General features: G+C 70.4%; 8 protein-coding genes and 1 tRNA gene. All 9 read left to right on the forward strand.

What is annotated here, in order from left to right:
• The first annotated feature begins 2 nt into the window (after nucleotides 1-2).
• The 9 genes from trpB to ACFQ2V_RS11025 all read left to right on the forward strand — a co-directional run bounded on the left by trpB (nucleotide 3) and on the right by ACFQ2V_RS11025 (nucleotide 13,245).
• Nucleotides 3-1,259 carry a tryptophan synthase subunit beta gene (gene trpB, locus ACFQ2V_RS10985; RefSeq protein WP_386052734.1) on the forward strand — a complete coding sequence of 419 codons (1,257 nt, stop codon included), beginning with the start codon at nucleotides 3-5 and terminating at the stop codon, nucleotides 1,257-1,259.
• Nucleotides 1,256-2,056, forward strand: a complete 801-nt coding sequence (gene trpA / locus ACFQ2V_RS10990) for a tryptophan synthase subunit alpha (protein WP_386052735.1) — start codon at nucleotides 1,256-1,258, stop codon at nucleotides 2,054-2,056. Before trpB ends, trpA begins: the two co-directional genes overlap by 4 nt.
• Nucleotides 2,053-3,099: a prolipoprotein diacylglyceryl transferase gene (lgt, locus tag ACFQ2V_RS10995; RefSeq protein WP_386052736.1), complete on the forward strand. Its 1,047-nt coding sequence runs from the start codon at nucleotides 2,053-2,055 to the stop codon at nucleotides 3,097-3,099. Before trpA ends, lgt begins: the two co-directional genes overlap by 4 nt.
• Before the next feature lie 198 nt (nucleotides 3,100-3,297).
• Complete coding sequence (gene gltB / locus ACFQ2V_RS11000; protein WP_386052737.1) at nucleotides 3,298-7,863, forward strand: glutamate synthase large subunit; 4,566 nt, start codon at nucleotides 3,298-3,300, stop codon at nucleotides 7,861-7,863.
• Complete coding sequence (locus ACFQ2V_RS11005; protein WP_386052738.1) at nucleotides 7,856-9,313, forward strand: glutamate synthase subunit beta; 1,458 nt, start codon at nucleotides 7,856-7,858, stop codon at nucleotides 9,311-9,313. The genes gltB and ACFQ2V_RS11005 overlap by 8 nt, the downstream gene beginning before the upstream one ends.
• Nucleotides 9,314-9,478: 165 nt before the next feature.
• The gene (gene pyk, locus ACFQ2V_RS11010) at nucleotides 9,479-10,936 is read left to right on the forward strand and encodes a pyruvate kinase (protein ID WP_386052739.1); all 1,458 of its coding nucleotides are present in this window, start codon (nucleotides 9,479-9,481) and stop codon (nucleotides 10,934-10,936) included.
• A 154-nt stretch (nucleotides 10,937-11,090) separates the two neighbouring features.
• Nucleotides 11,091-11,176: transfer RNA gene (locus ACFQ2V_RS11015), tRNA-Leu, on the forward strand.
• 93 nt (nucleotides 11,177-11,269) lie between these two features.
• Complete coding sequence (locus ACFQ2V_RS11020; protein ID WP_386052740.1) at nucleotides 11,270-11,950, forward strand: ANTAR domain-containing response regulator; 681 nt, start codon at nucleotides 11,270-11,272, stop codon at nucleotides 11,948-11,950.
• 152 nt (nucleotides 11,951-12,102) lie between these two features.
• The gene (locus ACFQ2V_RS11025; RefSeq protein ID WP_386052741.1) at nucleotides 12,103-13,245 is read left to right on the forward strand and encodes a branched-chain amino acid ABC transporter substrate-binding protein; all 1,143 of its coding nucleotides are present in this window, start codon (nucleotides 12,103-12,105) and stop codon (nucleotides 13,243-13,245) included.
• The last annotated feature ends 54 nt before the right edge of the window (nucleotides 13,246-13,299 follow it).

Here is a 13,299-nt window from a genome sequence, read left to right on the forward strand (position 1 = left end):
GCATGACGACGTCCAAGGCACCGGCGCACGGCCGGTTCGGCGAGTTCGGTGGCCGCTACGTCCCCGAAGCCCTCATCCCCGCCCTCGAGCAGCTCGAGGAGGTCTGGCACAAGGCGGTCGTCGACCCCGAGTTCGTCGGCGAGCTCGAACTCCTCCAGCGCACCTACACCGGCCGTCCCAGCATCATCACCGAGGTGCCGCGTTTCGCCGAGCACTGCGGCGGGGCCCGCGTCATCCTCAAGCGCGAGGACCTCAACCACACGGGCTCGCACAAGATCAACAACGTCCTCGGCCAGGCACTGCTCACCAGGCGCATGGGCAAGACCCGCGTCATCGCCGAGACCGGCGCGGGTCAGCACGGCGTCGCCACCGCCACCGCCGCGGCGCTGCTCGGCCTCGAGTGCGTCATCTACATGGGCCGCAAGGACACCGAGCGACAGGCCCTCAACGTGGCCCGCATGCGGCTGCTCGGCGCCGAGGTGGTCCCCGTCGACCACGGCAGCAAGACGCTCAAGGACGCCGTCAACGAGGCGTTCCGCGACTGGGTCACCAACGTCGCGACCACGCACTACGTCCTCGGCACCGTGACCGGGCCGCACCCTTTCCCCGAGATGGTCCGCGACTTCCACCGCGTCATCGGGGTCGAGGCCCGCCAGCAGGTGCTCGACCTCGTCGGCCGACTGCCCGACGTCGTCTGCGCCTGCGTCGGGGGCGGATCCAACGCGATGGGCATCTTCCACCGCTTCATCGACGACGCATCGGTGCGCCTCGTCGGCTTCGAGGCAGGTGGCGAGGGCGTCGAGTCGGGCAAGCACGCCGCGCGGTTCGCCTCCGGCATCCCCGGGGTCCTGCACGGCGCCTACACCTACGTGCTCCAGGACGACGACGGCCAGACCATCGAGTCGCACAGCGTCTCGGCGGGCCTCGACTACCCGAGCGTCGGACCCGAGCACGCGTACCTGCTCGAGTCGGGCCGGGCCGAGTACCGCCCCATCACCGACGTCGAGGCCATGGAGGCGTTCTCGCTGCTCTCGCGCACCGAGGGCATCCTGCCGGCGATCGAGAGCTCGCACGCGCTCGCCGGGGCCATGAAGCTCGGCCGTGAGCTCGGTCCCGAGGCCGTCATCCTCGTCAACCTCTCGGGTCGCGGCGACAAGGACGTCCACACCGCCGCACGGTGGTTCGGCCTCATCGACGACGACGGCGGCACGCGCCTGCCCGACGACCCGGGTGCCAAGGGCGTGGGGGAGCAGCTGTGAGCGTCGGTCCCGTCCTCGAACGGTGCCGTGCGGAAGGTCGCGCGGCGCTCATCGGCTACCTCCCGGTCGGCTTCCCGACGGTCGAGGGCTCGATCGCGGCGATGCGGGTGCTCGTCGAGTCCGGTGTCGACATCGTCGAGATCGGCGTGCCCTACAGCGACCCCGTCATGGACGGGCCCGTCATCCAGGACGCCGCGGTGCGCGCGCTCGCCGGTGGGGTGCGCCTGTCCGACATCTTCACCGCCGCCCGTGCGGTCTCCGACGCGGGCGCCGGTGCCCTCGTGATGACCTACTGGAACCCCGTGCTGCGCTACGGGGTCGACCGGTTCGCCGGTGACCTCAAGGCAGCCGGCGGCGCCGGTCTCATCACGCCCGACCTCATCCCCGACGAGGCAGGCCCGTGGATCGCGGCCGCCGACGCGAACGACCTCGACAAGGTCTTCCTCGTCGCGCCCAGCTCCACCCCCGAGCGCCTCGCCGCCGTGACGGCGGCAAGCCGCGGCTTCGTCTACGCCACGGCCGTCATGGGCGTCACAGGCGCCCGCGCCAGCGTGGGCGAGGCCGCCGACGCGCTCGTCTCCCGCACCCGCGAGCACACCGACATCCCCATCTGCGTGGGGCTCGGGGTCTCGACCGGCGACCAAGCCGCACAGGTGGGCCGCTTCGCCGACGGTGTCATCGTCGGGTCGGCGCTCGTGCGCTGCCTCACCGAGGCCGACTCCGAGCAGCAGGGACTCGACGCGCTCGGCGCGCTGGCCCGCGAGCTGGCCGGCGGCGTACGCCGGAGTCGACCGTGAGCCTGCTCGCCGCCGTGCCGGCGGGGCTGGGCACCGTGCTCCCCGCCGAGCTCCCGTCGCCCAGCGTCGGGGTTTGGCACCTGGGCCCCCTGCCGATCCGTGGCTACGCCATGTGCATCCTCGCCGGCATCGTCGTCGCCGTCTGGCTGACCCAGCGACGCCTCGAAGCGCGCGGGCACCGCAAGGGCATCGCCATCGACATCTCCGCCTGGGCCGTCCCGTTCGGCATCCTCGGCGGACGCCTCTACCACCTCATCACCACGCCGCAGCCGTACTTCGGCGAGGGCGGCGACCCGTGGAAGGCCTTCGCCATCTACGAGGGCGGCCTCGGCATCTGGGGTGCGGTGGCGCTCGGCGCCGTGGGCGCGATGATCGGCTGCCGCAAGAACGGGGTCGCCTTCCGCGACTTCGTCGACGCGGCCGCGCCGGGGCTGGCGCTCGCCCAGGCGATGGGCCGCTTCGGCAACTGGTTCAACAACGAGATCTACGGCGCGCCCACCGACCTGCCGTGGAAGCTCAAGATCTACGAGTGGGACACCTCGGCCGGGCGTGCGCTCGTCGACGGGCAGGGCAACCCGGTCGTCAAGGGCTACTTCCACCCGACCTTCCTCTACGAGGCGCTCTGGTGCCTCCTGCTGGCGGCCTTCCTCGTCTGGCTGGGTCGCCGTCACACCCCGCGGTCGGGACAGGTCTTCGCGGCCTACGTCATGGGCTACCCCGTGGGCCGCATCGTCATCGAGAACATGCGCAGCGACTCGGCCAACCTCATCCTCGGCCAGCGCGTCAACACCTGGGTCTCGATCCTCGTGTTCCTGCTCGGCGTCCACCTGTGGCGGCGCTTCGGCGGCATGGAGCCGCCGCCGCAGCCCACTCCCGAGGGTGACGAGAAACACCCTTCGGCGCGGGAGTCCGAGGCCGACGACGAGCCAGACCACGACACCGCCGCCGGGCCCGCCGAAGATCCTGCGGCAGGTGAGACCGCCGACGGGTCAAACGACAGCGCAGTTGCGGCGACGGAGGCGGACCGTCCCGCACAGTCCTGACGGCACCGCAGACCGCCCGACCGTTCGGATGTGAGCACGACGTCTCACGATTCGGAATACGCCGTATCAACAGGTAGGACGAGCGGCCACTCCGATATCGTCGTCCAGCAAGCCTGTGGCCAGCGCCGTCCACATGCCCTGAGTCATGTCGTGTGGCCGGTCGCGGTCGCGGTCAGGTCCCAGCAGAAGGACGGTGAAATGTCGCCGCACACCCGCACCCGCGCCCTCTTCAGTGCGCACCCGGAGAGCTCCGGCCTCTACCGACGCGAGTTCGAGCACGACGCCTGCGGCGTCGCCCTCATCGCGACCATGCGGGGGACGGCGGGCCACGACATCGTCGACCACGCCCTGACGGCGCTGCGCAACCTCGACCACCGGGGCGCCACCGGTGCCGACCCGTCCGTCGGTGACGGCGCCGGCATCCTGACGCAGATCCCCGACGCCTTCTTCCGGGCCCACGTGCCCTTCACGCTGCCCAACAACGGTGCGTATGCCGCCGGGCTGGCGTTCCTTCCCCGCGACGCCGACGAGCGCGCGGCCGCCAAGGCCCGCATCGAGGAGATCGCCGTCGCCGAGAACCTCAAGGTGCTCGGCTGGCGCGAGGTGCCCGTCGAGGCCGAGCTCGTGGGCGAGGTCGCCCGCGCGTGCATGCCGGCCTTCGAGCAGCTCTTCGTCAGCAGCGCCATCGGCCGCCAGGTCGCCCTCGGGCTCGACCGGCTCGCGTTCTGCCTGCGCAAGCGCGCCGAGCACGAGGTCGACGTCTACTTCGCGTCGCTGAGCTCGCGCACCATCGTCTACAAGGGCATGCTCACCACCGGGCAGCTCGAGCCGTTCTTCCCCGACCTCTCCGACCCGGCCTTCGCCACCGAGCTCGCGCTCGTGCACTCGCGCTTCTCGACCAACACCTTCCCGTCGTGGCCGCTCGCGCACCCGTACCGCCTCATCGCGCACAACGGCGAGATCAACACCGTCAAGGGCAACCGCAACTGGATGCACGCCCGCGAGAGCCTGCTGACCTCCGACATCATCCCGGGCGACCTCGAGCGGCTGTTCCCGATCTGCACGCCTGACGCGTCCGACTCGGCGAGCTTCGACGAGGCGCTCGAGCTGCTCCACCTCGGTGGCCGCTCGCTGCCGCACGCCGTGCTGATGATGATCCCCGAGGCGTGGGAGAACCACGCCACGATGGACCCCGCCCGCAAGGCCTTCTACGAGTTCCACTCGACGTTCATGGAGCCGTGGGACGGCCCGGCCAACGTCTGCTTCAGCGACGGCACGCTGGTCGGTGCGGTGCTCGACCGCAACGGCCTGCGGCCCGGTCGCTACACCGTGACGAACGACGGCCTCGTCGTCCTGGCCTCCGAGTCCGGGGTGCTCGAGCTCGAGCCCGAGACCATCGTCCAGCGCGGGCGGCTCCAGCCCGGGAAGATGTTCCTCGTCGACACCGAGCACGGCCGCATCGTCAGCGACGAGGAGATCAAGAGCCAGCTCGCGGCGGCGAAGCCGTACGCCGAGTGGCTGCACGCCGGCCTCATCCGGCTCGAGGACCTCCCCGAGCGCGAGCACATCGTGCACACGGCCGCGTCCGTCGCGCGGCGCCAGCAGACGTTCGGCTACACGGCCGAGGAGCTGCGCATCCTGCTGACCCCGATGGCGAAGTCCGGGGGAGAGGCGCTCGGCTCCATGGGCACCGACACGCCCATCGCCGTGCTGTCCTCGCGGCCGCGCCTGCTTTTCGACTACTTCACCCAGCTCTTCGCGCAGGTCACCAACCCCCCGCTCGACGCCATCCGCGAAGAGCTCGTCACCTCGCTCGGCACCTACATGGGCCCCGAGGGCAACGCCCTGTCGGCATCGCCGTCGCACGCCCGCCAGCTCGTCCTCGACTTCCCGGTCATCGACAACGACGAGCTGGCCAAGATCGTGCACATCAACGCCGACGGCGACCTGCCCGGCTACGCCACCCACGTGGTGCGCGGCCTCTACGACGTCACCGGCGGCGCGGCCGCCATGCGTGAGCGTCTCGACGAGATCTTCGCCGAGGTGTCGCAGGCGATCCGCCGGGGCGCGCGCTTCGTCGTGCTCTCCGACCGCGACTCCGGCCGCGACCTCGCGCCCATCCCGTCGCTCCTGCTCACGGCCGCGGTGCACCACCACCTCATCCGCGAGAAGACCCGCACCCAGGTGGGCCTGCTCGTCGAGGCGGGCGACGTGCGCGAGGTGCACCACGTCGCGCTCCTCATCGGCTACGGCGCCGCAGCCGTCAACCCCTACCTCGCGATGGAGACGGTCGAGGACCTCGTGCGCTCGGGGGAGATCGAGGGAGTGACCGCCGAGAAGGCGGTCCGCAACCTCATCAAGGCGCTCGGCAAGGGCGTGCTCAAGGTCATGTCGAAGATGGGCATCTCGACGGTCGCCTCCTACCGGGGCGCCCAGGTGTTCGAGGCCATCGGCCTGTCGCAGGCCCTCGTCGACCGCTACTTCACCGGCACCGTCAGCCAGCTCGGCGGCGTCGGCCTCGACGTCATCGCCCGCGAGGCGGCAGAGCGCCACGCCCGGGCCTACCCGACCGACGGCGTCCACCAGCCGCACCGGGTGCTCGAGGTCGGTGGCGAGTACCAGTGGCGCCGCGAGGGCGAGCCGCACCTCTTCGACCCGGAGACGGTCTTCCGGCTCCAGCACTCCACGCGCCAGCGCCGCTACGACATCTTCAAGCAGTACACCGACCGCATCGACGACCAGACCTCGCGCCTGATGACGTTGCGCGGCCTGATGGGCTTCCGCCCGACCGGTGTCACCGGCCGCCTGCCCGTCCCGATCGACGAGGTGGAGCCGGTCAGCGAGATCGTCAAGCGCTTCAACACCGGGGCGATGAGCTACGGCTCCATCTCGAAGGAGGCGCACGAGACGCTCGCCGTCGCGATGAACCGTCTCGGCGGCCGCTCCAACACCGGCGAGGGCGGCGAGGACATCGACCGCCTGCTCGACCCCGAGCGCCGTTCGGCCGTCAAGCAGGTCGCGTCCGGCCGGTTCGGTGTGACGAGCCTCTACCTGACGCACTCCGACGACATCCAGATCAAGATGGCGCAGGGCGCGAAGCCCGGAGAGGGTGGGCAGCTGCCCGGCCACAAGGTCTACCCGTGGGTGGCGAAGACGCGGCACTCGACGCCGGGCGTCGGTCTCATCTCGCCGCCGCCGCACCACGACATCTACTCGATCGAGGACCTGGCCCAGCTGATCCACGACCTCAAGAACGCCAACCCGGCGGCCCGCATCCACGTCAAGCTCGTCTCCGAGATCGGCGTCGGCACGGTGGCCGCGGGCGTGTCGAAGGCGCACGCCGACGTGGTGCTCATCTCCGGCCACGACGGCGGCACCGGCGCGAGCCCGCTCACCTCGCTCAAGCACGCCGGGGCGCCGTGGGAGCTCGGCCTCGCCGAGGCGCAGCAGACGCTCGTGCTCAACGGGCTGCGCGACCGCATCGTCGTGCAGGTCGACGGCCAGCTCAAGACCGGGCGCGACGTCGTCATCGCCGCGCTGCTCGGCGCCGAGGAGTTCGGCTTCGCCACCGCGCCGCTCGTCGTCTCGGGCTGCATCATGATGCGCGTCTGCCACCTCGACACCTGCCCCGTCGGCATCGCGACCCAGAACCCCGAGCTGCGCCAGCGCTTCTCCGGCAAGCCGGAGTTCGTCGAGACGTTCTTCGAGTACATCGCGGAGGAGGTGCGCGAGCACCTCGCGTCGCTCGGCTTCCGCTCCATCGAGGAGGCCGTCGGCCAGGTCAGCAGCCTCGACCTCGACAAGGCGATCGCGCACTGGAAGGCGTCGGGCCTCGACCTCAGCCCGATCCTCGCCGTGGCGGACAACCCGAGCGGCGGAACCCTCTACCAGTCCGCCACCCAGGACCACGCCCTCGACAAGGCGCTCGACAACGAGCTGCTGAGCCGGGCCCTGCCCGCCATCGAGAGCGGCGAGCAGGTGCGCACCGAGATCGCGGTCCGCAACGTCAACCGCACCGTCGGCACCATGCTCGGTCACCACGTGACGAAGGCGCACCCCCACGGCCTCGCCGACAACACCATCGAGCTGACCATGACGGGGTCGGGCGGCCAGTCCTTCGGCGCCTTCCTACCGGCCGGCGTGACGATGCAGCTGTTCGGCGACGCCAACGACTACGTCGGCAAGGGCCTCTCGGGCGGCCGCGTCGTCGTGCGCCCGCACCGCGACGCGGCCCTCGTCGCCGAGCAGAACGTCATCGGCGGCAACGTCATCGCCTACGGCGCGACGACCGGCCAGCTCTTCCTGCGCGGCATCGTCGGCGAGCGTTTCTGCGTGCGCAACTCCGGTGCGCACGCCGTCGTCGAGGGCGTCGGTGACCACGGCTGCGAGTACATGACGGGCGGCGCGGCCGTCGTCCTGGGCCCGACCGGGCGCAACTTCGCGGCCGGCATGTCGGGTGGCGTCGCGTACGTCCTCGACCTCGACCCGGCCCTCGTCAACCCCGAGATGGTCGACCTGCTGACCCTGCGCGACGAGGACGACGCACCACTCAGGGAGCTGCTCGAGGGGCACGCCCGGTGGACCGAGTCCCCGGTTGCCCGCGGGCTGCTCGACGACTGGGCGACGGCTCGCGAGCGGTTCACGCTCGTGCTCCCGCGCGACTACCAACGTGTCCTCGACGTCCGTGCCGAGGCCGAGGCCCAGGGCCTCGACCTCGACGGACCCGACGTCTGGCACCGGATCATGGAGGCTTCCCGTGGCTGATCCCCAGGGCTTTCTCACCACCCGCGAGCGCGAGCTCCCGACCCGCCGCCCCGTCCCGGTCCGCATCCGGGACTGGAAGGAGGTCTACGAGGAGCAGCAGCTCGGACAGCTCCAGCGCCAGGCAGGGCGCTGCATGGACTGCGGCATCCCCTTCTGCCACTCGGGCTGTCCGCTCGGCAACCTCATCCCCGAGTGGAACGACTTCGCCTGGCGGGGCGACTGGTCCGACGCCATCGAGCGCCTCCACGCCACGAACAACTTCCCCGAGTTCACGGGCCGGCTCTGCCCCGCGCCGTGCGAGACGGCGTGCGTGCTCGGCATCAACCAGCCGGCCGTGACCATCAAGCAGGTCGAGGTCACGACCATCGAGCGTGCCTTCGACGAGGGCCTGGTCAAGCCGCTGCCGCCGGAGCGTCTCTCGGGCAAGACGGTCGCCGTCGTCGGCTCCGGGCCGGCCGGTCTCGCCGCGGCCCAGCAGCTGACCCGCGCCGGGCACACGGTCGCCGTCTTCGAGCGCGCCGACAAGGCCGGTGGTCTGCTCCGCTACGGCATCCCAGAGTTCAAGATGGAGAAGGCCGTCCTCGACCGGCGCCTCGCGCAGATGGAGGCGGAGGGCACCCGCTTCCGCAACGGCATGGACATCGGCGTCGACATCACCGGCCGCCAGCTGCGCGACCGCTACGACGCGGTCGTGCTGGCGCTCGGCGCCACCGTGCCCCGTGACCTCGACGTCGCGGGCCGCGAGCTCGGCGGCATCCACCAGGCGATGGAGTACCTCCCGCAGGGCAACCGCGCCGCACTCGGTGAACAGGTCGAGGACCAGATCCTCGCCACCGGCAAGCACGTCGTGGTCATCGGTGGCGGTGACACCGGTGCCGACTGCATCGGCACCGCCCACCGGCAGGGTGCCGCGTCGGTCACGAGCCTCGAGATCATGCCGCAGCCGGGGGAGGACCGCCCCTCCAACCAGCCGTGGCCGACCTACCCCATGCTCTACCGCGTCGCGAGCGCGCACGAGGAGGGCGGCGAGCGCGTGTACGCCGTCAGCACGACCGAGTTCGTCGGTGACGACGAGGGCAACGTCGCCGCGCTGCGCCTCACCGAGGTCGAGCTCGTCGACGGCAAGCTCACCGCGAAGCCGGGCACCGAGCGCGAGATCCCAGCTCAGCTCGTCCTCTTCGCCATGGGCTTCCTCGGTCCGCAGGGGCCGGGCGTCGTCGAGCAGCTCGGCGTCGACCTCGACGAGCGCAGCAACGTCCGCCGCGACAAGAACTTCATGAGCTCGGTTCCCGGCGTCTTCGTCGCGGGCGACGCGGGCCGCGGCCAGTCGCTCATCGTGTGGGCCATCGCCGAGGGCCGGGCCGCCGCCGCAGGCGTCGACGCGTGGCTCACAGGCTCGAGCGCCCTGCCCAGGCCGGTCGCGCCGACCGACCGTCCGCTCACCGTCTGATCGGTCGCCAGCACCCGCCCGTATGCCGTGCCGTCACCTCGACGACACGGCATACGGGCACTCTTTTTTCCACGATCCCTTACGGCCACAAGGGAACCCGTTCGGGTCGTCCCACAGGTCGAACCCCCGTGGTGACCCACGTCACAGCACCCATAAGGTTGAACCATGCGTCGCGCCAAGATCGTCTGCACGATCGGACCCAAGACATCGTCTCCCACCCAGCTGCGTGCCCTCGTCGACGCGGGCATGGACGTCGCCCGCCTCAACCTCTCGCACGGTGACCACGCCGTCCACGAGCAGGTCTACCGAGACGTGCGCGCGGCCAGCGACGGCTCCGGTCGCGCCGTCGGCATCCTCGTCGACCTGCAGGGTCCCAAGATCCGCACCGGCCGCTTCGCCAACGGCCCGGTCACGCTGAGCCAGGGCCAGCGCTTCACCATCACGACCCGCGAGGTCGAGGGCGACGACACCATCGTCGGAACCACGTATGCCGGCCTGCCCGGTGACGTCAGCCCGGGCGACGTCCTGCTCATCGACGACGGCAAGGTCATGCTCCGCGCGGTCGCGGTCGACGACTCGGACGTCGTGTGCGAGACCGTCGTCGGCGGTGACGTCAGCAACAACAAGGGCATCAACCTGCCGGGGGTCGCGGTCAGCGTGCCGGCCCTGTCCGACAAGGACCGCGAGGACCTCCGCTTCGCCATGCGACTGGGCGTCGACATGATCGCCCTGTCGTTCGTGCGCTCGGCCGACGACATCACCGACGTGCACGCGATCATGGACGAGTTCGGCACCCGCATCCCCGTCATCGCCAAGATCGAGAAGCCGCAGGCCGTCGAGAACCTCGAGGGCATCGTCGCGGCGTTCGACGGCATCATGGTGGCTCGCGGGGACCTCGGCGTCGAGATGCCGCTCGAGGACGTCCCGCTGGTCCAGAAGCGGGCGATCGAGCTCGCCCGCCGCGAGGCCAAGCCCGTCATCGTGGCGACGCAGGTGCTCGAGTCGATGATCGAGAACCCCCGCCCGACGCGCGCCGAGGCCTCCGACGCGGCCAACGCCGTCCTCGACGGCGCCGACGCCCTCATGCTCTCGGGCGAGACGTCGGTCGGTGCCTGGCCGATCGACGCGGTGCGCACCATGGCGCGCATCATCGAGTCCACCGAGGAGCACGGCTTCGACAAGATCGTCCGCATGACGACCAACCCCAAGACGGTCGGGGGAGCGGTGAGCAAGGCCGCTGTCGAGATCGGCGACGTCGTCGGCGCGAAGTTCCTCATCACGTTCACCGAGACCGGTGGGTCGGCCACTCGCATGGCGCGGTTGCGCCCGCGGCTGCCGATGCTGGCCTTCACGTCCGAGCCGCGCGTCCGCTCGCAGCTGTCGCTCACCTGGGGCGTCGAGACCTACCTCGTGCCGCGCATGCACCACACCGACCAGTTCGCGATGCAGGTCGACCTCAAGCTCATCCCCGAGGGCCGTGTCACCGAGGGCGACCGGGTCCTCATCGTGGCCGGCTCGCCTCCCGGCATCCCCGGCTCGACGAACGCGCTGCGCGTCCACCGCATCGGTGACGCCGTCAACCGCGCCGCCCCGGCCTACCGGCCCGAAGAGGTCACCAGCTGACCGGGCGCGCAAGGGCGTCGGGCACCCGACGCCCGCGCGCTGCCGTGACGTCCGTCGGTCGGGGCTGACAGGACGCCTCGACAGCCCACGTGGACGAGGCAGTGGACGCGGCAGGCGTGCACGGCATCCGTGGGTATGCTGGCGCGGCACTACCGCCGGGGTGGTGGAATGGCAGACACGGGGCACTCAAAATGCTCTGGCCGCAAGGCCGTGCGGGTTCGAGTCCCGCCCTCGGCACCACACGTGGACGGTCCGGCGACCGCACACGCCCGCCCGTCGCCCGTCCACGGTCCCGAAACGCGACGGAAACCTCGCCCCGGCTAGGCTTTGCCCGTGAGCACAGACGAGAGCACGACGCCGAAGCCCGCCCCCACCCCCGCCGCGCCCGAGGCCGCCACCACCGACGCCACCACGGCCGCCCCGGCGTCCCCGACGAGCGGTGCCACCCGCATCCTCGTCGCCGAGGACGAGGCGCTCATCCGCTTGGACCTCGTCGAGATGCTCGGCGAGCAGGGCTACGACGTGGTGGGCCAGGCGAGCAACGGCGAGCAGGCCGTCGAGCTGGCCAAGGAGGTCAAGCCCGACCTCGTCATCATGGACGTCAAGATGCCGGTGCTCGACGGTCTCTCCGCAGCTGAGCAGCTGCACGACGCGAAGCTCTGCCCCGTCATCATGCTCACCGCCTTCTCGCAGACCGAGCTGGTCGAGCGGGCCCGTGACGCCGGTGTCATGGCCTACATCGTCAAGCCGTTCACGGCCGACGACCTGCGGCCGGCCATCGACATCGCGACCTCACGGTGGCACGAGCTCAAGGCTCTCGAGGCCGAGATCGCCGACCTCGGTGAGCGTCTCGAGACCCGCAAGCTCGTCGACCGCGCCAAGGGGGTCCTGATGAGCCAGCTCAAGCTCACCGAGGCCGACGCGTTCCGCTGGATCCAGAAGACCGCGATGGACCGCCGCCTCGGGATGAAAGAGGTTGCCGAGGCCGTCATCAACGGCTTCCCGGCCTCCTGAGGGGCGACTCGCCGCAAAACGTCCGGTCATGACCGTCACCTAGGTCACGACACGGTCACCGATCGCCAGTTCCTGATGACCTCGCAGCGGGGTTGGGCCTAGTCTCCGTCTCAGCCCTCGACCGAGGGATGTGTGACATCAGGAGGACACCCGTGCGTTCTACCCTCAAGTTCGCTGTGCCGCTCGCGGTCGCAGCTCTTGCCCTCGGTGCGTGTGGCACCAAGGGCGGCGACACCCCCGCGCCGGCCGGCAGCGGAGGCGCGGCGGCCTGCAACGACTACAAGATCGGCATGTTCGGGGCCCTCACCGGTCCGAACGCCAACCTTGGCATCTACATCCAGAACGGCGTGAACCTCGCGATCGACGACTACAACAAGAAGCACGCCGACTGCAAGGTCACCCTCGAGAACTACGACTCCCAGGGCGACCCCACGCAGGCTCCGGCCCTCGCCAAGAAGGCCATCGACGACAAGAAGGTCGTCGGCATCGTCGGTCCCGCGTTCTCGGGTGAGTCCAAGGCCGCCGACCCGGCGTTCAACGAGGCCGGCCTCGTGACCATCACGCCGTCCGCGACCAACCCGACGCTGGCCGAGAACGGCTGGAAGACCTTCTTCCGCGCCCTCGGCAACGACGCCACGCAGGGCCCCGCGGCCTCGAAGTACATCAAGGACACGCTGAAGTCGACCAAGACCTTCGTCATGGACGACGCGTCCGAGTACGGCAAGGGCCTGGCCGACATCGTCCGCAAGGACCTCGGCTCGCAGGTCGTCGGCAACGACACCATCCAGCAGAAGCAGACCGACTTCAGCGCCTCCGTCACCAAGGTGACGAGCTCCGGTGCCGACGCCCTCTTCTTCGGCGGTTACTCGCCCGAGGCCGCGCCGCTCATCAAGCAGCTGCGCGACGGCGGCTGGAAGGGCACGTTCGTCGTGGCCGACGGTGTGAAGGACCAGTCCTTCATCGACAACGCCAAGGACGCCGCCGAGGGCACGATCATCACCTGCCCGTGCGTGCCGCCGGACGTCGCTCCCGACTTCCGGACCGCGTACAAGGCGAAGTACAACGAGGACCCCAACACCTACTCGGGTGAGGGCTACGACTCCGCCACGATCCTGCTCGACGGCATCGCCGCCGGCAAGGACCGCGCCGGCATGGTCGACTTCGTGAAGGCGTACGACAAGAAGGGCGTCACGAAGCAGCTCAAGTTCGACGCCAAGGGCGAGTCGGCCGACATCAAGGTCTTCGCCTACAAGGTCGAGGGCGGCAAGATCGTCTCGGTCGGCGAGATCAAGTAGTTCGACGTCATCGAAACGGGGGCGGTCGGAGCAGTAGGCTCCGACCGCCCTTCC

The organism is Terrabacter terrigena (genome assembly GCF_042676085.1).
GTDB lineage: Bacteria > Actinomycetota > Actinomycetes > Actinomycetales > Dermatophilaceae > Terrabacter > Terrabacter terrigena.